Annotated in this window: 18 protein-coding genes; 14 read left to right on the plus strand and 4 right to left on the minus strand. The window is 66.4% G+C overall.

Annotated features, from left to right (window positions below; genetic code table 11):
- Together thiL and GM672_RS23300 are read right to left on the minus strand one after the other, a co-directional pair.
- Positions 1-799 (minus strand): thiamine-phosphate kinase (gene thiL, locus GM672_RS23295; RefSeq protein ID WP_155472920.1); only part of this gene is annotated, 799 nt, incomplete at its 3' end.
- 19 nt (positions 800-818) lie between these two features.
- Positions 819-1,670: a LysR family transcriptional regulator gene (locus tag GM672_RS23300; RefSeq protein ID WP_170300206.1), complete on the minus strand. Its 852-nt coding sequence runs from the start codon at positions 1,668-1,670 to the stop codon at positions 819-821.
- 337 nt (positions 1,671-2,007) lie between these two features.
- Here GM672_RS23300 and GM672_RS23305 point away from each other — a divergent pair, with 337 nt between their 5' ends.
- The 12 genes from GM672_RS23305 (at position 2,008) to GM672_RS23360 (ending at position 13,408) form a co-directional block, all read left to right on the plus strand.
- Positions 2,008-2,616 carry a LysE family translocator gene (locus tag GM672_RS23305; protein WP_170300207.1) on the plus strand — a complete coding sequence of 203 codons (609 nt, stop codon included), beginning with the start codon at positions 2,008-2,010 and terminating at the stop codon, positions 2,614-2,616.
- 277 nt (positions 2,617-2,893) lie between these two features.
- Positions 2,894-5,212, plus strand: coding sequence for an NADP-dependent malic enzyme (locus GM672_RS23310; RefSeq protein WP_155472923.1), 2,319 nt, complete (start codon positions 2,894-2,896; stop codon positions 5,210-5,212).
- Between the two features lie 217 nt (positions 5,213-5,429).
- Positions 5,430-6,035, plus strand: coding sequence for a hypothetical protein (locus tag GM672_RS23315; protein WP_155472924.1), 606 nt, complete (start codon positions 5,430-5,432; stop codon positions 6,033-6,035).
- Between the two features lie 10 nt (positions 6,036-6,045).
- Positions 6,046-6,468, plus strand: coding sequence for a hypothetical protein (locus GM672_RS23320; protein ID WP_155472925.1), 423 nt, complete (start codon positions 6,046-6,048; stop codon positions 6,466-6,468).
- 22 nt (positions 6,469-6,490) lie between these two features.
- Positions 6,491-7,009, plus strand: coding sequence for a hypothetical protein (locus GM672_RS23325; RefSeq protein WP_155472926.1), 519 nt, complete (start codon positions 6,491-6,493; stop codon positions 7,007-7,009).
- The gene (locus tag GM672_RS23330; RefSeq protein WP_155472927.1) at positions 7,010-7,780 is read left to right on the plus strand and encodes a hypothetical protein; all 771 of its coding nucleotides are present in this window, start codon (positions 7,010-7,012) and stop codon (positions 7,778-7,780) included.
- 91 nt (positions 7,781-7,871) lie between these two features.
- The gene (locus GM672_RS23335) at positions 7,872-8,330 is read left to right on the plus strand and encodes a DUF2214 family protein (protein ID WP_155472928.1); all 459 of its coding nucleotides are present in this window, start codon (positions 7,872-7,874) and stop codon (positions 8,328-8,330) included.
- Between the two features lie 151 nt (positions 8,331-8,481).
- Complete coding sequence (locus GM672_RS28990) at positions 8,482-9,063, plus strand: PEP-CTERM sorting domain-containing protein (RefSeq protein ID WP_229417899.1); 582 nt, start codon at positions 8,482-8,484, stop codon at positions 9,061-9,063.
- A 107-nt stretch (positions 9,064-9,170) separates the two neighbouring features.
- Positions 9,171-10,214: a GDP-mannose 4,6-dehydratase gene (gene gmd, locus GM672_RS23345; RefSeq protein WP_155472929.1), complete on the plus strand. Its 1,044-nt coding sequence runs from the start codon at positions 9,171-9,173 to the stop codon at positions 10,212-10,214.
- Between the two features lies 1 nt (position 10,215).
- Entirely contained in the window at positions 10,216-11,163 is a 948-nt protein-coding gene (locus GM672_RS23350) for an NAD-dependent epimerase/dehydratase family protein (protein ID WP_155472930.1), read from the plus strand.
- Positions 11,160-12,281, plus strand: a complete 1,122-nt coding sequence (locus GM672_RS23355) for a glycosyltransferase family 4 protein (RefSeq protein ID WP_170300208.1) — start codon at positions 11,160-11,162, stop codon at positions 12,279-12,281. The genes GM672_RS23350 and GM672_RS23355 overlap by 4 nt, the downstream gene beginning before the upstream one ends.
- Before the next feature lie 14 nt (positions 12,282-12,295).
- Entirely contained in the window at positions 12,296-13,408 is a 1,113-nt protein-coding gene (locus GM672_RS23360) for a glycosyltransferase family 4 protein (protein WP_155472932.1), read from the plus strand.
- Between the two features lie 304 nt (positions 13,409-13,712).
- On the opposite strand, the gene GM672_RS23365 is transcribed toward GM672_RS23360, so the two are convergent.
- Both GM672_RS23365 and GM672_RS23370 read right to left on the minus strand, forming a co-directional pair.
- Positions 13,713-14,726, minus strand: coding sequence for a response regulator (locus GM672_RS23365; RefSeq protein WP_155472933.1), 1,014 nt, complete (start codon positions 14,724-14,726; stop codon positions 13,713-13,715).
- Entirely contained in the window at positions 14,719-17,883 is a 3,165-nt protein-coding gene (locus tag GM672_RS23370; RefSeq protein ID WP_155472934.1) for an MHYT domain-containing protein, read from the minus strand. Before GM672_RS23370 ends, GM672_RS23365 begins: the two co-directional genes overlap by 8 nt.
- A 382-nt stretch (positions 17,884-18,265) precedes the next feature.
- Here GM672_RS23370 and GM672_RS23375 point away from each other — a divergent pair, with 382 nt between their 5' ends.
- Together GM672_RS23375 and GM672_RS23380 are read left to right on the plus strand one after the other, a co-directional pair.
- Positions 18,266-19,672 (plus strand): MFS transporter, encoded by a 1,407-nt coding sequence (locus GM672_RS23375; RefSeq protein ID WP_155472935.1) that lies wholly within the window; start codon positions 18,266-18,268, stop codon positions 19,670-19,672.
- A complete protein-coding gene (locus GM672_RS23380; RefSeq protein ID WP_155472936.1) occupies positions 19,669-20,802 on the plus strand; it encodes an aldose epimerase family protein in 1,134 nt (377 codons plus the stop codon). Before GM672_RS23375 ends, GM672_RS23380 begins: the two co-directional genes overlap by 4 nt.
- Positions 20,803-20,983: the final 181 nt, after the last annotated feature.

Consider the following 20,983-nt stretch of genomic DNA (forward strand, 5'->3'; position numbering starts at 1 on the left):
GCTCGTAGTCGTCGCCGCCGGCGGCCGTGAAGGCGCGCCGCACGGCGAGCGCCTGGCGCGCCAGCACGGGCCCGGCCGGCAGCGCATCGATGTCCAGGGTGGCGCCGACGCCGGAGCGCTCGAGGATGTGACCCAGGTCGCCCACCAGTCCGTCCGAGATGTCGATGGCCGCGCGCGCCAGCCTGCCTTCGGCGAGCAGCATGCCCAGCGCCACGCGCGGCGTCGGCAGGTACAGGCGCTGGGCGGCATCGTCCAGCGCGGCGTCCTCCAGCACCAGCTCCTGGCGCAGGGCGGCCAGGCCCAGGCGGGCGTCGCCCAGGGTGCCGGAGACCCAGATGTCGTCGCCCGGCCGGGCCGCATCGCGGCGCAGCGCGTGGCCGGGCGCCACTTCGCCGAAGATGGTGATGCAGATGTTCAGGGGTCCGCGCGTCGTGTCGCCGCCGACCAGTTCGCAGCCGTGGGCATCGGCCAGCGCGAACAGGCCGCCCGCAAACCCGGCCAGCCAGTCCCGCTCGGCCGCCGGCAAGGCCAGCGCCAGGGTGAAGCCGACGGGGCGCGCGCCCATCGCCGCCAGGTCGGACAGGTTGACGGCCAGGCTTTTATGCCCCAGCCGGCGCGCATCCTCGCCGGCGAAGAAGTGGCGCCCTTCGACCAGCATGTCCGATGAAATGGCCGTCTGCATGCCCGGCGCGGGCGCCAGCAGGGCGCAATCGTCGCCGATGCCGAGCGCGGCGCGGTGGGTGCCGGCGGTGGCGGGGCGGACGAAGTACTGTTTGATCAGGTCGAATTCGGAGAGCATGCGGGTATTGTACTGAAGGCTATTGGGCGCCGCATTCCCTGAGCCAGTCGGTAAAGATCGATACACGCGACGACGCCTGCAGGCGGCCGACGGCAAACGAGTAGGAGCCCGTGTCGATCCGGGCCGGATGCAGCAGCTTCAGGGCGCCGCTTTCGAGCATCGGTTCGATGAAGGCCTCCGGCACCACCAGCACGCCCAGGCCTTGCACGGCCGCCTGGATCGCCAGCACCGTGTTGTCGAATTCCAGCGGTGGGTCGGGCAGCTTGCCGTCCATGCCGTGCGCCTTGCTCCAGCTGGGCCACAAATCGCGCCGCGAGCGCGTGCCGATGCGCGGCACGTCGTGCAGCCAGTCCAGGCCTTTCGAGACCGGCAGCACCAGCGTCGATGCGAAGACGGGGTTGGACACCAGCACCGAGTGCTCGGCCAGGAAAGTCTGCGCGGGCAGGCCCCGCAGCTCGGCCGGATCGCGCCGGATGAACACGTCGACGGGCGCCGAGGGATTGATGACACCGTCCACGGTCCTGACGTGCACCTGCACATGGGGATGGCGCTGCCGGAACACTTGCAACTGCGGAATCAGCCAATGCATCGCCAGCGTCACGCTGGTCTCCACGAGGATCGCGATATGGCGCCGGTGGTGGTCCAGCGGATTGAGGGCGTCCACCAGCTCCGTCATCCGGTCGGCAACCCGTTCGTACAGGTTCTGGCCTTCCAGGGTCAGCGTGGCCGAATTGCCGCCGCCACGGTCGAACAGCACCTGCTTCAAGTGCCCCTCCAGCGTCTGGATCTGCCGGCTCACGGCCCCCGGCGTCAGGTTCAGCCTTTGCGCGGCCTGGCGAAATCCGCCTTCCTTCACGACGGTACAAAACATGTGCAGGGCCATCAGCGGCGGTCGTATGGGCATCGGTGTAATAGTGTTGAGAAAAACTCAACGCATATTACCAAAAACTCGTTTGATTGCCGGACCCACAAGCACGCAGACTTTCATCTTTCGCAAAACGGTGACATTGAAACGCGCCTTTTCCGGTCGTGCCACGTCCCTTACGGGGGCTTTATTGCTTTTTTTCGATCCTGGCGCCATCGGTCGCAAGCCAGGGTGCCGGCCTGTATCCCGTCCTGTGGCACTGCGGCAGTCCGGGCCCCGGTCGGGTAATGGTCTCAAAGGAACAAGGTAAAACATGAGTAATACGTACTGGCTTTATGTTGTCATGGTGATCTGCACCGTTTCCAGCCCCGGTCCCGGTGTGTTGATGACCTTGGACAATGCGATTGCCAACGGCTGGCGCGCATCGCTGTCCGGCGTGTTCGGGCTGGCGCTTGGCGCGGCCATGATGGCGGGGCTGACCTCGGCGGGTATCGGCCTGCTCGTGCGCTCGTCCCAACCCCTGTTCCTTTTCCTGAAATACTGCGGTGTACTGTACCTGTTCTACCTTGCCTGCATCACATGGCGGCGCGAGGTACGCCGGGTGGCCCCGGGTGCAGCAAGCGGGCACCCGGTACAGCCATCGGGACGCTGGACACGGCTGGTCCGGGGCGTATTGCTGCAGACAAGCAATCCGAAGTCGCTGCTGTTTTTCCTGTCGGTGTTGCCGCAAGTGGTGGATGGCACGACGGCGCCGGCCGGCAGGCCGCTGGCCCTGGGCGTGGCGATCGCCACCTACTGCGTGGTACTCGTCGTGATCCATGCCGTCTACGCCGCGCTGGCTGCCCGGGCCAGGAACTGGCTCAGCCAGCCCAGGGCGGCCAGGCTGCTCTCCCGCATCAGCGCGGCAGTGTTCTTCGCCTTCGGCATCATGATGCTGACTCTGAAATTCTAACCCACGCAGTCATTATTGCCGGCACGGTTGTTTCGTCGCGCGGACACAGCCAGGGCCAGTGCGCCCGGCTGCCGGCCGAGTAATGTCCTTGCAACGCCCCGTCCTGGCGTGCACCGGCGTCGGCCCAGGGGCTGCGATAGTCATTTCTTGCATTATTAGAGGATTCAATAGCAATTTAGTTATTGACGAATGGCTTGGTGAAAATACCTAGTTTGACAACGGGAGGGGTCTGCTAGAATCGAAGGCTTTCAGTGCACCTAGGGAAGGCAGTACAGCAATGGATTCGTCATCGGACAAGAAAGAGGAACTGCGCCAGCAACTGCGGATCGCGGCGTTGGAGTACCACGAATTTCCAAAGCCGGGCAAGATCAGCGTGGCGCCCACCAAGACGCTGACGAACCAGCGCGACCTGGCCCTGGCCTATTCGCCCGGCGTCGCCGCCCCCTGTGAAGAAATCGTCATCGACCCGGCCGCCGCCTACAAGTACACGGCGCGCGGCAACCTGGTGGCCGTCATTTCGAACGGCACCGCGGTGTTGGGACTGGGTAATATCGGTGCGCTCGCGTCCAAGCCCGTGATGGAAGGCAAGGGCGTGCTGTTCAAGAAATTCGCCGGCATCGACGTGTTCGACATCGAAATCAACGAAGCGGACCCGGACAAGCTGATCGACATCATCGCGGCGCTGGAACCGACCTTCGGCGGCGTCAACCTGGAAGACATCAAGGCGCCCGAGTGCTTCTACATCGAACGGGAACTGCGCAAGCGCATGAAGATTCCCGTCTTCCATGACGACCAGCACGGCACGGCCATCATCGTCGGCGCCGCCATCCTGAACGGCATCTCCCTGGTCGGCAAGAACATCAAGGAATGCAAGCTGGTGGTGTCCGGCGCCGGCGCCGCGGCACTGGCCTGCCTGGACCTGATCGTCGACCTGGGCTTCCCCATCGAGAATATCTACGTGACCGACCTGGCCGGCGTCGTCTACAAGGGCCGCACCGAGCTGATGGACCCGGACAAGGAACGCTTCGCCCGCGACACCACCGCCCGCACGCTGGGCGAAGTGATCGCCGACGCCGATATCTTCCTGGGCCTGTCCGCCGGCGGCGTGCTGAAGCAGGACATGGTGCGCCAGATGGCGGCCCGTCCCATCATCCTGGCGCTGGCCAACCCGAATCCGGAGATCCTGCCGGAAGACGTCAAGGCCGTGCGCGACGACGCCGTCATCTGCACCGGCCGTTCGGACTATCCGAACCAGGTCAACAACGTGCTGTGCTTCCCGTACATCTTCCGTGGCGCTCTCGATTGCGGCGCCACCACGATCACGCGGGAGATGGAAATCGCCGTGGTGCACGCCATCGCCGAGCTGGCCCATGCCGAGCAGTCCGATATCGTCGCCACCACCTACGGCTTCACCAACCTGTCGTTCGGCCCGGAATACCTGATCCCGATGCCGTTCGACCCGCGCCTGTTGATCAAGATCGCCCCGGCCGTGGCCAAGGCGGCCGAGGAATCGGGCGTGGCGACGCGCCCCATCAAGAACCTGGAAGCGTACGCCGACAGCCTGCAGGAATTCGTCTACCGCAGCGGCACCTTCATGAAGCCGCTGTTCTCGGTGGCCAAGGGCACGCACCCGGAACTGAAGCGCATCGTGTATGCCGAAGGCGAGGAAGAGCGCGTGCTGCGCGCCGTGCAGGTGGTGGTCGACGAGCGCCTGGCGCGCCCCATCCTGGTGGGCCGTCCGCCCGTGCTGGAAACGCGCATCCAGAAGTTCGGCCTGCGCCTGAAGCTGGGCGTCGACTTCGACGTCATCAACCCGGACTACGACGACCGTTACCGCGACTACTGGACCTCGTACTACGAACTGACCAACCGCAAGGGCGTCACGGAGGAGTACGCGAAGCTGGAAATGCGCCGCCGCCACAGCCTGATCGGCGCCATGATGATCAGGAAGGGCGATGCCGACGGCATGATCTGCGGCACCTTCGGCACCACCCAGCTGCACCTGAACTATATCGACCAGGTGCTGGGCAAGCGCCCGGGCGCCAATGTGTATGCAGCGATGAACGTGCTGGTGCTGCCGGAACGCCAGCTCGTCATGGTCGACACCCACGTCAACGAGAACCCCAGCGCCGAGCAGCTGGCCGAGATCACCATCATGGCGGCCGAGGAAATGCGCCGCTTCGGCCTGTCGCCCAGCATCGCGCTGCTGTCCCATTCGAACTTCGGCTCGTCCAACAGCGAGTCGGCGCAGAAGATGCGCGCCACCCTGAAGCTGGTGCAGGAGCGCGCGCCGGACCTGGAAATCGACGGCGAAATGCATGGCGACACGGCGCTGGACTCGAAGCTGCGCAAGAAGCTGATGCCTAATTCGAGCCTGGAACGCGACGCCAACCTGCTGGTGGCGCCGAATATCGAGTCGGCCAACATCGCCTACAACCTGGTCAAGACGGCCGCCGGCAACGGCATCGCCATCGGCCCGATCCTGCTGGGCTGCGCCGCACCGGTGCACATCCTGACGCCATCGGCGACGGTGCGCCGCATCGTCAACATGACGGCGCTGTGCGTCGTCGACGTGGTGGCCCAGCGCAAGGGCTGACGGTAGGGCCCACGCAAGGGGCAAAACAGGAACCCGGCGGGCCGCAACGGCCCGCCGGGTTTTTTTGTCGGTGGCCCGCCGAGCGCCGCTTGCCGGCCTTTCCAGCGTAGTGTTGTAAGCCAGTGCGGCACAAGGCCGGCGCCGGCGATGCCGCTTGCACCACGCAATCGCCAGGTGGTATGTTTACCAGGCGATCCGCAGCACCACGGAGGCGGCCTTGAACACCTATCACCCAGGTTTTCCCGCACCATCCCTGGCCAGGCCTTGCGCGCCGGCGCGTGCGAATCGTATCGGCATCATCCTGGTGTCGTTCTTCCTCGCGGGGACGGGATGGGCGTCCACGACGCCGGCACCGGCGCTCGCCATGGTCAGCTTCGATTTGCCGATGGAGGAAGTCGAAGCACGCATGACCACCGTCAGCTTCGGCGACGGCGCCATCGGCAAGGTGGGGCTGGGTCAGCTTTTCAGCAGAAAATCCCCTGCATGTCCCGAGGCAGCGTTGACGAGCGTGCTGGCGCAAAGCGTGCGCAAGGTGTTCGCGGGCCGGCGCCTGCCGCTCGCCTTCGACTCGGTGCGGCAGGACAGCATCACGATATTGACCGAGCCGCGGATCGCCGAGGAGCGCGCACGCCTTTACTTGTATGTGTCCAGGCTGGAGAACTGTCCCGGCGCGTACTGCACCATCGTGGCGAAGGCGAATCTGCTGGTCGTGCCGGTGGGGCCGGAGGGCCTCGTCCTGATGAGCAAGGCGGCCTACAAGAACGATGAAGTCAGCGGCGACGCGATCGACGCCGCCGACCGGCTCGCCGCACTGTGCCGTTAGGGAAGCTACCGTGACGAGCTATATCGCCATGTTCATGCCGGTGCTTTGGGCGCTGGTGGCCGCCGCACTGGCGCTGCTGCTGTATCGCACCAGCCAGGCGGCCTTTATCGGCCACATCGCCACGGACGGCACCCGCCGCCAGCTTGGCCTGGTCGGGTCCGTCGTGATTTTTGTCGTCATCTTCGTCGCGCTCGCCCACTATTCGCCCAGGCCCCTGATCGCCGACCTGCAGGCGGGGCGCACGAGTGTCCCGGCCCAGGACCTGAAGGCCCTGGAATCGTCCATCGGCGCCCTGGAACGCGCTGCCGATGCCGTCAGCGGCTGCCTCGAGGTCAGCAGCGCGTCCGAATGCCGGGCGGAAGGAAGCGACCTGCAGGCCAAGGTGTCGCAAGTGAGGGCTGCCCATGCGCAGATGCATCGCTCCATCGACTAGGGGCCGCCTGGCCGCGCCGGTCATGCTGGCCGCCTTGCTGCTGCCCCCGGCACCTGCCGCCAGCGACGAGTTCTGCCAGAGCTGGACATCGGTGTACGAAACGGCCCACCGTGGCTTTCGCAAATGGCGCGGCGCCTACGAGTCGACGCTGGAGCAGCACACCGCCAATATCTTCTTCCCGAACGCCAAGTCCTGCGACGTCGAAGAGGATGAGTTCGAATTCCAATTCCACTGTGGCTGGCAATACGCCGAGAGTGAGGTCGAGCGGGCCCGCGCCGATGCGCTGGCGCTCAGCAATGCGATCCGCCAGTGCCTGAAGACGAAGCGCCAGCGGGCCCGGTCGGCCGGGGACATCGACGACGATGGCCGCGGCAAGGGGCGCACGCTGTGGCGCGACTTCATCCAGGATAACCATGACACGGCGCTCGGCACCGTCGTCTCGGCCTACGAACATCCTGAAAAGCGGCTGCGCTCGGGCCGAACCTTTCCGGCCTCGATCAGGCTGACCGTTCGCATCCGCTACGCACGCGAGGGCGACTGAATGTTGCGTCGCCTGCTCCTGGCCGGCCTGGCATCGCTGAGCCTGGGCACCGCCGCGCAGTGGCCCCAGTCCGGCCCGGGTGGCGCCGTCCACCGCTTCTCCGGCTTTGCCACGGGGGGCTGCGCCGTCAGCGCGGAGCAGCTGCAAACGATGTATCTGAGCGATTTACGCTACAAGACGCCGCCGTTCGGGACGGACGACCCCGACCACCCGATTGCCGACAGCTTCAGCAATGCCGCCACCGACGCCAGCCTGGTGTTCGACGTCGATGCCGTCTACGGGCTCTACGATGACGTCAAGCCCAACGCCCTTGCCGTGCCGTTCAACCTGGGGGACCCGCGCGACGCCAAGACCGATGGGACGGTCCTGCTCGGCAGGCGCCTGATCCTGGAGGAGCAGCGGCGCAATCCGCGCTTCTGGGGAACGTCGGTGACCTTGTTCATGGCACACGAATACGCGCACATCCGCCAGTTCAAGAAGCAATTGCGGCTGCCCTTGCGCCAGGGCGAGGTGCACGCGGACTTCATGGCAGGCTGGTACCTGGGCGCGTGGAACCGGGCGACAGGGGGAACGTTCGCGAACATGGAGGTGGCCGCACGTGCCCTGTTCAACAAAGGCGACTACGCCTTCAACAGCGCGACATCGCACGGCACGCCGGAGCAGCGGGTCGGCGCCCTGCGGGCAGGCTATGGTGCGGGCGCCCAGGGTGCGGGCCTGGACGTGGCCTTCCAGCGCGGCATCGTCTACGTGCGGGAGGAAATACCGGAATGAACTGCCGCGATGCGGCCCGGCGGCAGTTGCCCATGCGGCCGGTAAGGGCAGCTTTGACAGGCAAGCCGTGCATCGCTACAGTGGAGCCACCATGACCGACCTTACCCTCGCCATCGTCCACCACCTGATCGTCTTCGGCATCGCCGCCGTGCTGGCGGCCGAACTGGCGCTGATGCGCCCGGCCGCCATGTCGCCGCACACGGTGCGCCTGCTGGGGCGCTTCGATGCCGCCTACGGCGTGCTGGCCATCGCCATCCTCGTCGCCGGCTTCGCGCGGGTCTGGTATGGCGCCAAGGGCCCGGACTTCTACCTGCAGAACCATGTGTTCTGGACCAAGGTGGCTGCCTTTGCCGTCGTCGGCATCCTGTCGATCAAGCCGACGTTGCGCATCCTGGCGTGGCAGAAGGCATTGAAGGCCGATGCCGCCTTCGTGCCGCCGCCCGGCGAAGTGACGGCATTGCGGCGGCGCATGCTGGCCGAGATCCACGTGTTCGCGCTGATCCCGATCGCCGCCGCGGTAATGGCCCGGGGCATCGGCCTGGGCGCGTGATCGGCATCAATCCAGCCGATTCCCAGCCCTTGCACCGTTGTTTTTACTGCACCGGGCCTCCTCGTCGCCCCTGAACTTTGTGACAATGAAAAGCCGGCCGCCCGCACCGCGCGCACGTCATTGCAGGGCATTCATCACAAGGAGAACGACAATGCGAAAACACCTGCTGTGCGCCGCCCTGCTGGCGGCGGGGGGCGTATGCGCCCAGGCGGAAGAGACCACGTGGCACTTTACCTACCAGGGTTTCATCGATAGCGCGACCGGGCTGTTCGACCCGGACCGCCAGCTGACCGGGACGTTCCGCGGCAGCGACGGCGACGGCGATGGCATCATCGGCGTGGCGGAGCTGAGCTATCTGTCCACCGGCGGTTATACCTACATCGCCCCCGCCGGTGAAGGCTGCGTCGATTCGACCAGCCCCTACCTGCGTTGCCATGTCGGCGCGTTCTCATATGCGCTGACGGGGCAGCTGGATTTCTCCGCCGGCTACTACGGCTACGACGAGCACACCAGCGGCTGGTCCGGCGACATCGTCACGGGCAGCTACTTTGGCCACAGCCGCTATGGCCCGTTGCCGGAACACAACTGGTCGGTGCGCTACGACTGGAGCGCGCAGACCACCTTCGTCATCACGCCGCCGCCCGTGCCCGAGCCCGGCACCTGGGCAATGCTGCTGGCCGGCTTGTCGCTGGCGGGGCTGACATGGCGACCGCGCTCAAAAATTACCCTGTAACAAGATGTAATTAATGTAATGCGACGCGCCGCGGGGAGGCAGGCCATGTCATGCCTCTGTTACAATGTCGGGCTTCATGGTCAAGTCGTTTCTGGATACTCCACACTATGCAAAATATCAAACGCGCCCTGGTAACGGGCATTTCCGGCCAGGATGGCGCATACCTGGCGCAGCTGCTGCTGGAGAAGGGTTATGAAGTCACCGGCACCTTCCGCCGCACGAGCTCCGTCAATTTCTGGCGTATCGAGGAACTGGGCATCCAGAATCACCCGAACCTGAACCTGGTCGAGCACGACCTGACGGATCTGTCCTCGTCGATCCGCTTGCTGCAAAAGGGCCGCTTCCACGAGATCTATAACCTGGCAGCGCAAAGCTTTGTCGGCGTCTCGTTCGAGCAGCCTGTGACGACGGCCGAAATCACCGGCATCGGCGCAGTCAACCTGCTCGAGGCGATCCGCATCGTCGATCCGTCGATTCGCTTCTACCAGGCGTCCACCTCCGAAATGTTCGGCAAGGTTCAGGCCATCCCGCAAAAGGAAGACACGCCGTTCTACCCGCGCAGCCCATATGGCGTGGCCAAGCTCTACGCGCACTGGATGACGGTGAACTACCGCGAGTCGTATGGCATCTTCGGCTGCTCGGGCATCCTGTTCAACCACGAGTCGCCGCTGCGCGGCCGCGAGTTCGTCACCCGCAAGATCACCGACGCCGTCGCCAAGATCAAACTGGACAAGCTCGACGTGCTGGAACTGGGCAACCTGGACGCCAAGCGCGACTGGGGCTTTGCCAAGGAATACGTGGAAGGCATGTGGCGCATCCTGCAGGCCGACAAGCCCGATACCTATGTGCTGGCCACCAACCGCACCGAGACCGTGCGCGATTTCGTCACGATGGCCTTCAAGGCCGCCGGCATCGCCATCGAATGGCAGGGCGAGGCGGAGAACGAAACGGGCCACGATGCCCAGACGGGCAAGCTGCGCGTGCGGATCAGCCCGAAATTCTACCGTCCGGCCGAAGTGGACCTGCTGATCGGCGACCCGGCCAAGGCCCTGACGGAACTGGGCTGGGCGCCCAAGACCACGCTGGAAGAGCTGTGCCAGATGATGGTCGAGGCCGACCTGCGCCGCAACGCTGCCGGCTTCTCGTTCTGACATGAGCGCGCAGTCGCCGACCTTGCCCCTGCTGTCGCCGGCGCGCGAAGGCGTGGGCAAGCGGGCGCTCGTGACGGGCATCGCCGGTTTCACCGGCCACTACGTCGTGCAGGAACTGCAGGCGGCCGGCTACGAAGTGTTCGGCACCTCGACCCCGGGCGCGGCGCCGGCACCGAACCGGTTCGCCGTCGACCTGCTGGACCGCGCCGGCCTGGCCGCCGTAGTCGCGCAGGTCGCACCGGACGTGGTGGTGCACCTGGCCGCGATCGCCTTCGTGGCCCATTCGGACGTCGAGCAGATCTACAGGGTCAACGTGGTCGGTACCCGCAACCTGCTCGAAGCGCTGGCGCAACTGCCACGGCGGCCGTCGGCCGTGCTGCTGGCGTCGAGCGCGAATATCTATGGCAATACCGACGTTCCCGTGATCCACGAGGACGTGCCGGCCGCGCCGGCCAACGATTACGCCGTCAGCAAGCTGGCGATGGAATACATGGCGCGGCTGTGGATGGACAAGCTGCCCATCGTTATCGCGCGGCCGTTCAACTACACGGGCGTGGGCCAGGCGGAGAACTTCCTGCTGCCGAAAATCGTGTCGCACTTCCGCCGCCGCGAAGCGCGCATCGAACTGGGCAACCTGAACGTGTGGCGCGATTTCTCCGACGTGCGCGTGCTGGCGGCCAGCTACCGCCACCTGCTTGACGCCGCCACGGGGAAGGCGCAGCAGCGCATCTTCAATGTCAGTTCCGGCACCGCGTATTCGCTGGGCGAAGTGATCGACATGATGGCCGACATCGCCGGCTACCGTATCGACGTGCAGGTCAATCCGGCCTTCGTGCGCGCCAACGAAGTGGCACGCCTGACGGGCGACAACCGGCGGCTGCAGGCGGCGGTGGGCACCATCGACGCGCCGCCGCTGGCCGAGACCTTGCGCTGGATGTATCGGGCGTGACGGCAAGCCTGCTGCGCATCGGCCTATCGACGACGACGACTGAACCCGGCCTGACGGGCGGGCGCCTCGATGGCATCGGCGTCTACAGCCGTGCGCTGCTGCGCGAACTGCCAGGCGCCGGCTGCGCGGTGCAACCATATTCCTTCGGCCCGCCCGCCGCCCTGACCGTGGGCCGGCCGATGCCGCGGCAGTTCGCGCTTGCCACCCTGGCCGACCTGGCGCTGCCGGGTACGCGCCAGCACATGGAGGTCGACCTCTTTCACGCCACCGACTACCGCATCGTGCGCATGGATTGCCCCATCGTCGCCACCCTGCACGACGCGCTGCCGATCGCCCACCCGGAATGGTGCAACCCGCGCCTGCGCGGCCTGAAGAACTGGCTGCAGGCCAAGGCCGCGCGCAAGGCCGACCACGTCATCGCCCACACCCGTTACACCATCCGCGAACTGGTCGACTGCTTCGGCGTGGACGAGCGCAAGATCAGCGTGGTGCCCTGCGGCGTGGACGAAGCGTGGCTGGAAGCGCCCGCGCCCGATGCCATTGCGGCGACCTTGAAGGAACACGGCCTGCGTGCCGGCTACTTCCTGGCCGTGGGCACGATCCAGCCGCGCAAGAACATGGGCCGGCTGCTGGAAGCCTACCTGGGCCTGCCGGCCAGTATCCGTGCGCAGCGCCAGCTCGTCATCGTCGGCGCCCCCGGCGCGCGCAGCGAGGAAGTCATCGCCCGCATCGGCGCGGCGCGCCAGCACGGCGAGAACGTGGTCTGGCTCGACCGGCTGACCAGCGGCGAGCAGTTGCGCCACCTGTACGCGGCGGCCGGCGTGTTCGTCTTCCCTTCGCTGTACGAAGGCTTCGGCATTCCCGTGGTGGAGGCCTTCGCCTCCGGCGTGCCCGTGATCGCATCGAACACCACGTCGGTGCCCGAAGTGACGGCCGGCGCGGCCATCGAGGTCGACCCCCTGTCGGTCGCGGCGATCGGCTCGGCCATGCTGGAAATGGCGCGCGACGAAGCGCTGCGCGAGCGCTGCAGCGCCGCCGGCAAGGTGCGCGCGCTGCAGCTGACCTGGCGCGAAACGGCCCGCAAGACGCACGCCGTGTACCGATCGATCCTGAAGTAACAGCATCCGAACTCATGCGTGTCCTCCATTTCTACAAGACCTATTACCCCGAATCGTGGGGCGGCGTCGAGCAGGTGATCCGCCAGATGTGCGTGGCCACCGGCCGGCTGGGCGTGACCAACGAGGTCCTGACCCTGACCCGCAGCGGTGCGGCCGACCGCATCGAGATCGACGGCCACACGGTGCATCGGGTGCCGCAGGCCTTCGAAGTGGCGTCGAACTCGGTGTCGTTCGGCGTCATCCGCAAGCTGGCCAGGCTGGCGCGCGAGGCCGACGTGATCCATTACCACTTCCCGTGGCCGTTCATGGACCTGGCCCACTTCATGGCCCGCATCGACAAGCCCAGCGTCGTCACCTACCACTCCGACATCGTGCGCCAGAAGGCGCTGCTGAAGGTCTACGGGCCGCTCAAGCGCCGCTTCCTGGCCGACGTGGACGCCATCGTCGCCACGTCGCCGAACTACTTCGCCTCGTCCGAAGTGCTCAAGCGCTACAACGGCAAGGTCTACACGATTCCGTTCGGGCTGGACAAGTCGACCTATCCACAGCCCGTGCCCGCCCTGCTGGAGAAGTGGCGCGAGCGTACCGGCGGCGAGCGCTTCTTCCTGTTCGTGGGCGTGCTGCGCTACTACAAGGGCCTGCACATCCTGCTCGACGCGATGGCGCAACTGGACTACCCGGTCGTCATCGTCGGCGCCGGGCCGATCGAGCAGGAGCTGAAGCAGCACGCACAGCGCCTGGGCCTGACGCACGTGCGCTTCGTCGGCGCCGTCGACGAGGACGACAAGGTGGCGCTGCTGAGCCTGTGCTACGCGATGGCCTTCCCCTCGCACCTGCGCTCGGAAGCCTTCGGTATCTCGCTGCTGGAAGGGGCGATGTACGGCAAGCCGATGATCTCCAGCGAGATCGGCACGGGCACCACCTACATCAACAGCCACGGCGAAACGGGCCTGGTGGTGCCGCCCAGCGACCCGGACGCGTTCGCCGCGGCCATGCGCACGCTGTGGGACAACCCGGACATGGCGGCGGAGATGGGCCGCAAGGCCGAAGCGCGCTACCACGAGCTGTTCACGGCCGAAAAGATGGCCCGCGACTACGTCGACCTGTACAAGAAACTACGGGGCTGAAAAGTTCAGTTTTATCGAAAGAAGTTTGCGCCAGATCAAACAAGCGCGACTTTCACTTCGATAACATCAAGCAGGAACCCACCACCTCCCCGGTCTGCAGGCATCCGAACGGCAGCGCAACGGCGGGGCGGTGGGGGTTCTTCCCCACCGATCCCCCCTCACCACTGTCCAGCCCGTGTCCACCTTGGGGTCAGACCCCGACATGGACACGTGCTCAACAGCTGGCTGTGGATGAGACCGTGTCTTTGTCGGGGTCTGACCCCGCGGTGGACACGGGTTGAGCAGTCGGGCGACGGGCGCAGGTTCAGCTTTCCGCCCACTTGTCCTTGATGGCGCGGATGGCGGGCAGCTGGGTCAGGAACAGGTCGACCAGGGCCGGATCGAAGTGCTGGCCACGCTGCTGGCGCAGGAATTCCACCGCTTCTTCCACCGGCCAGGCGGCCTTGTAGGGCCGCACCGACGTCAGCGCGTCGAAGACGTCGGCGATGGCGACGATGCGACCTTCCAGCGGGATCGCTTCGCCGGCCAGGCCGTTCGGGTAGCCGCTGCCATCCCATTTCTCGTGATGCGACAGGGCGATATTGCGGGCCAGCCGCAGCATGCCATGCGGGTGCTCGCCGATGATGTCGGCGCCGATGGTGGCGTGCGACTGCATGATGGCCCACTCGTCGGCATCGAGCTTGGCGGGCTTCTGCAGGATGCGGTCGGGGATGCCGATCTTGCCCACGTCGTGCATCGGTGCCGCGTGCAGCAGGTCGTCGGCCTGGGCCTCGTTCATGCCGGCCGCTACGCCCAGCAGGCGCGCGTAGTGGCTCATGCGGATCACATGCATCCCCGTTTCATTGTCCTTGTACTCGGCGGCCAGGCCGAGGCGCTGCACGATCTGCAGGCGCGAATCCTTCAGTTCGTCCATCCGCACCAGCGACAGGTGGGTGCGCACGCGCGCGCGCACGACGGGCGGGCTGACGGGCTTGGTGATGTAGTCGACGGCGCCGGCCTCGAAGCCCAATACCTCGTCTTCCGTGTCCGACAGGGCCGTGACGAAGATGACGGGAATATGCGCCGTGGCGGGATCGGCCTTGAGCTGGCGGCACGCTTCGTGGCCGGTGGTGCCGGGCATCATCACGTCCAGCAGGATCAGGTGGGGCCGCTCCTGGCGCGCCAGTTCCAGCGCACGCATGGCGTCCTTGGCGAACAGCAGGCGGTACTGGTCCTGGAGGATCTGGCGCAGCAGCTGGAGGTTGGAGGCTTCATCGTCCACCGCCAGGATCAGTGGCGGCTGCGGCGTGCTGCCGGCGGGGAGGCTTTTATCACTCATGGGATAACTCTTGCGATTCGGTAGTGGAGACCCTGGCCAGCAGGGTGGCGAGGCGGCTGGCAGCCAGCGCGAAGTCGAAGTCGTCCAGCGCCAGCGACACTTGCGGTGCCAGCGACGCCAGCGCGGCCGTGACGGAAGCGGCATCGGCGCCGGCGGCGCAGCGGGCCGCGCCCTGTTCGATCTCGCCCAGCAGTGCCGTCAGTTGCTCGAAGCCGAGATTGGCGGCCACGCCGCGTACCCGGTGCGCATGCGCCTGCAGGCCGACGAAGTCGCCGGCGCCGCACAGCGCCGCCAGCGCCGTCGCGCAGCCGGCGTGTTCGGCACTGAAGCGGCACAGCGCGGCCGACAGGGCCTCCTCATTGCCGCCCCAGCGCTGCACGGCGCCGGCGCGGTTCAGTACCTGCAGGCTGGACGTTTTGACGGCGGCGATGGCCGCTGCCGTCTCCAGGCCCAGCACGCGCGCGATCTCGTGCGACAGCGCATACCAGTCGACCGGCTTGGAGGCAAAACCGTCCATGCCGGCGGCAGTGCTGGCCTTGCGGTGCGCTTCCAGTACGCTGGCCGTCATCGCCACGATGGGCACGCGCGCACGGCCGTTGCACTGGGCCTCGGCGCGGATGATGCGGGTCGCCGCCACGCCGTCCACCTGCGGCATCTGCACGTCCATCAGGATGACGTCGAAGTCGTGCTGGCCGGCCAGCGCGGCCGCCTGGGCACCGTCCTGGGCCAGCATCAGCGTGTGGCCGCGCTTCGTCATCAGGAGCGACAGCAGTTCCAGGTTCTGCGCCACGTCGTCGGCGGCCAGCACGCGCAGCGGCGGCAGCTCGAAGGCGACGCGCTGGCGCTGGCGCGGCAGGTTCAGGCGCTCCGGCTGCAGCGCAGGTGTCAGCGGCAGCACCACGTGGAAGGTGCTGCCCTGGCCCGGCGTGCTCTCGGCCCAGATATTCCCACCCATCAGTTCCACCAGCTGCTTGCTGATGGTGGTGCCCAGGCCCGTGCCGCCGAAGCGGCGCGTCATCGAGGAGTCGGCCTGCGTGAACGGCTCGAAGATGGCGGCCAGCCGGTCCGGCGCGATGCCGATGCCGGTGTCGGCGACGGCGATGTGCAGCTGCTGTTCGCGCGGCGTCACGCTCAGGGTCACGCTGCCGGCGGCGGTGAACTTGATGGCGTTGTCGAGCAGGTTGGTCAGCACCTGGCGCATGCGCAGCTCGTCGCCGTGCAGCCAGGGCGACAAGGAGGGCGCGCAGGCGATATTGAGCAGCACGCCCTTGCTGCGCGCCGTCGTGTTGTAGGTGGACGAGAGCTCGTCGATCAGCGCCAGCAGGTTGAAGTCGTCCAGCTCCAGCTCCACCGCGCCTTTTTCCAGCTTGGCCGTGTCGAGGATCTCGTTCATCAGGCGCAGCAGCGAGCGGCCCGCGCTGCGCACCGTGTCGAGGTGGCCGCGCTGCTCCGGCTGCAGCTCGCCATCGAGCAGCACGTCGGTGAAGCCCAGGATCGAATTCATCGGCGTGCGAATTTCGTGGCTCATGTTGGCAACGAACGAAGCGCGCGCGGCGGCCGCCTGTTCCGCCTTTTCCTTGGCCACGCGCAGGTCCTCCTCCATCTGGCGACGCTCGGTGGTGTCGATGATCACCCCGTCGACCCAACGCGGCGTGCCGTCGTCACCCATGACGGGCGCTCCGTGCTCCCACACCCAGCGCCAGCTGCCGTCCGCGTGGCGCATGCGGTATTCCACGGAATAGGCCTGGCCGGCCGTCACGGCTTCGTCGCACAGTGCCATCACGCGGGGGAGGTCGGCCGGCGAGATCAGTTCGATCAGGGTGCGCTTGTTCTCGGCGCGGAAGTAGTCGGCGGCCGGGTAGCCGTTCACCTTCTCGACGCCGTCGCTGATGAATTCGATGGTGTACTCGGCATCGGCATGGCAGCGGAACGAGGCGCCGGGGATATTGCCGATCAGGGAGCGGAACTGCCGTTCGCTGTCGCGCAGGGCCTGCGTGATGGCACGGCGCTCGGTGATGTCGGTCACGAACAGCACGTACAGGTCCTGATCGGTGAGGCGCGCATGGCCCACGGCGCGCCGGATCGGCACCGTGCGGCCATCCTTGTGCCGGCCCAGCACCTCGCTGCCGGCGCGCGTGAGCTGGTCGTCGCCGGTGCGCAGGAAGTACAGGAAGCCGCTCTGCTCGGACGTGGTCGTGTCGGCCATCAGCATGCTGATATGGCGGCCCACGATTTCTTCGCGGCGCCAGCCGAAGATGCGTTCGGCCGACAGGTTGAACTCATGGATGACGCCTTCCCGGTCGACGGTGATGACGCCGTCCACCGTCGTCGTCAGCAGCGCGCGCATCCAGCTCTCGCTGCGGTGCAGCTGGCGGAACATCTCGCGGTAGCGCAGCAACCCGTTGGCGCCCACCACCACGACGGTAAACAGCACCGTGATGATGGACACAGCCAGGGCCACGAAACCGAGATCGTCGGGGCGCGCCCCGGGTGGCGGCGTGCCGACGAAGCGGGCCGCCGCCATGCCGGTGTAGTGCATGCCGGTGATCGCGCAACCCATCACGACGGCGCTGATGGCCAGCCGCTGGCGATGGTTGAAGGTGCGACGCAGCCCGCGCAGGCCGAAGCGCACGCCCAGCGCCAATGTCGCCAGCACGACGGCGACGACGATGGACAGGCCGAACATCAGGGGATCGTAATGCAGCGCCAGGCCCGTATGCATGGCCGCCATGCCGCTGTAATGCATCGCGCCGATGCCCGCGCCCACCAGCACGCCGCCGGAAAGCAGCAGGCCCCTGCCGAGCGTGCGGCGGCGCAGGATCGTCAGCGCCACGAACGAGGCGCCCAGCCCGGGCAGCAGCGACAGCAGGGTGACCGTGGGATCGTAGGTGGTGTGGGTGCACAGGTCGAACGCCAGCATGCCGATGAAATGCATGGCCCAGATACCCGAACCCAGCGCCAGGCTGCCGGCCAGCAGGGCGCCCGTACGCAACAGCGGCGTACGGGCCTCGCGGGCCTGGCCGGCCATCTGCAGGCCCATCAGGGATGCGAACACGGCCACCAGCACGGACAGCACGACCAGCTTCGGGTCGTACACGCCCCACTGCAGCAGCGAGGGATTGGCCGGCGGCGAAAACAGGGCGGTCAGCGCGTTCATGGTGGAGGCGGAAAACGATAGTAAGAGTCGACCCCACATTATCACATTTTCTCGAAGGAAATTAATGACTTAGGGCAATTACGCGCCGACGCCACGGGTCATGCGTGGGTCGCCCCAGCGCCGCCGTTGTGCTGCCGCGACAAGGCTTGTCTTACGGGTATGCAAGCGAACTTCGGATGCGGTCTCGGACACCTGATCGAGACCGCGGATATTGCCTGCAGACCGGTGCCAGGCACCCGTTTCAGAGCAACATACGGCCTGCCGGTTTAATGCTTGCTTAACACCCTGTTAGGTTGTACGATGACATACAACCATGGCCCAGGCTGGGCTGATCTCGCTGGAGACCGAGAGAGATCATCGATAACCAAACATAAGTGATCCTATGAAGCTGAACGAGCCTGTAAGCCAGCAAGGTGCTGGCCAGCGCGGCGCCATCGCCGTCGGCAAATACCGTTGGACCATCTGCGCGCTGCTGTTCTTCGCTACCACCGTCAACTACCTGGACCGGCAGGTCCTGAGCCTGCTGGCGCCGCAGCTGTCGAAGGAATTCAACTGGTCGAATACGGATTACGCCAATATCACGGCGGCCTTCCAGTTCGTGTATGCGCTGTCGATGGTGTTCGCCGGTCCCATCGTCGACCGCATCGGCACCAAGAAGGCCTATATGTGGGCGATTGCCGTATGGTCCGCCGGCGCCATCATGCACGCCTACGCCGTGCCGATGGGGTCGGCCATCGGCAGCGTCATGGGCGCCCTGGGCATGGTGGCGGCGCCCGCGTCGATCATCGGCTTCATGCTGTCGCGCGCCGTGCTGGCCGTCGGCGAGGCGGGCAACTTCCCCGCCGCCATCAAGGCCACGGCCGAATACTTCCCCAAGCGCGAGCGCTCCTTCGCCACCGGCATCTTCAATTCGGGCGCCAATATCGGCGCCATCCTGGCGCCGCTGACGGTGCCGTGGATCGCCATCAACTGGGGCTGGCAGGCCGCCTTCATCGTCATCGGCGCGATCGGCTTCGTCTGGATGATTGCCTGGCAGATGATGTTCGACACGCCGGAAAAGCAGAAGCGCCTGTCGAAGGAGGAGCTGGCGTATATCCGCAGCGACGTCGCCGCGGCATCCACGTCGACGGCGCCGGCCGGCGCCAAGGTGTCGTGGTTCCGCCTGCTGGCCTACCGCCAGACGTGGGCCTTCGCCTTCGGCAAGTTCATGACGGACGGGGTGTGGTGGTTCTTCCTGTTCTGGCTGCCCAAGTACCTGTCGTCCACCTACGGCATGGGGTCGGCCGACATCATCGTGCCGCTGGCCGTGCTGTACAGCCTGACAATGGTGGGCAGCATCGGCGGCGGCTACTTCCCCGCCTATTTCATGGACAAGGGCGAAACGCCGTACGACGGCCGCATGAAGGCGATGCTGGTGATTGCCTGCTTCCCGCTGGTGGTGTTGCTGGCGCAGCCGTTCGGCTACATCAGCTTCTGGATTCCCGTGCTCTTGATCGGTATCGGCGCCTCGGCCCACCAGGCATGGTCGGCCAACCTGTTCACCACCGTTTCCGACATGTTCCCACAGAAAAGCGTGGCCTCGATCATCGGCATCGGCGGCATGGCCGGCGGCCTCGGTGGCGTGGCCGTGTCGAAGGTAGGCGGCTGGCTGTTCGACTACTACGGCGCGCAGGGCCAGCTCAGCACCGGCTACATGATCATGTTCGCCTTCTGCGCCCTGGCCTACCTGCTGGCCTGGGGCGTGATGAAGACCCTGGTGCCACGCTACAAAGAGATCACCGACCTGTGACACGCACCTGCCTGCTCCTGGCCTTGCTGGCGGCGGCAGGGCAGGGCCGCTGCACCGGCATTGCCGTCCAGCCATACGGCACGCTGGCCAACGGTGCCGCCGTCGAGAAGGTCACCTTGACCAACGACCGCGGCATGCAGCTCGCCTATATCGACTACGGTGCCACCATCGTCGCCGCCACCGTGGCGGACCGGCATGGCCGGCGCCGCAACGTCATCCTCGACCTGCCGGATCTGGCGGCCTACCAGCGCAGCACGCGCAAGCACGCCGCCATCATCGGCCGCTACGCCGGTCGCATCGGCGGGGCGCGCTATACCCTGGACGGCAAGACCGTGCGGCTGCAGCCCAACGCGCGCGGCATCACCGTGCATGGCGGCCCGCCCGGCTACGAACAGCGCCTGTGGCGCCGCCGCGATTTCGCCGACAGCGCCTCGATCGGCTCGGTCTATACCCTGGTCAGCCCCGACGGCGACCAGGCCTTTCCCGGCCGGCTCACCGTCAACGTGACCTACCGGCTGCTGCGCGCGCGCGACGAACTGCGCATCGAATACGAGGCCGTGACGGACGCGCCGACCGTCATCAACCTGACCAATCACGCCTACTTCAACCTGGCGGGTGCAGGCAGCGCGGGCATCGACACGCACCGCTTCCAGATCGCCGCCGACCGCCATGCCGTCACGGATGCGAAGCGCGTGCCGACCGGGGAGCTGGCCAGCGTGGCCGGCACGGTGCTGGACTTCCGCCAGGGCGCCAGCGCCGCCGCACGCCTGCGCGCCGGTGACGCCCTGCTGGGCGAGCCGGCCGGCTTCGATCACAGCCTGGTCTTCGCCAAGCCCGTGGGCCGGTTGGCCATGGTGGCGGCGGTGGAGGACACGGCCAGCGGCCGGCGCATGGAAATCAGCACGACGGAGCCATCCGTGCAGTTCTACACCGGCAATGCTTTCGATGGTGGCGAGCGTGGCAGCGCGGAGGGCAGCATGGGGCGCGCGTACCAGCGCTACGACGGCTTCGCCTTCGAAACCCAGCACCTGCCGGACAGTCCGAACCAGCCGGCGTTCCCGACCACGGCACTGTATCCGGGCGAGGTGTTCCGGTCCGTGACCACCTTCCGTTTTACGACGGCACGCTGAGGCGCCGCCGCGGCGGCTCAGCGGATTCGAAAGTGTCTGACACCGAAGTGCGGCGCGAAAAAAAAGGCGCTGTGCCCCGGTCGCAAGGAACTTTTTGGCTCGACCATTGTCATACCGTAAGTTGGCATTAGCCAAGACGGAGGTGAGCATGGAAATCGACGAGTACGCGGCGGTGCGGACG

The sequence above is a fragment of the Pseudoduganella buxea genome (assembly GCF_009720835.1).
Taxonomy (GTDB): Bacteria; Pseudomonadota; Gammaproteobacteria; order Burkholderiales; family Burkholderiaceae_D; genus Rugamonas; species Rugamonas buxea.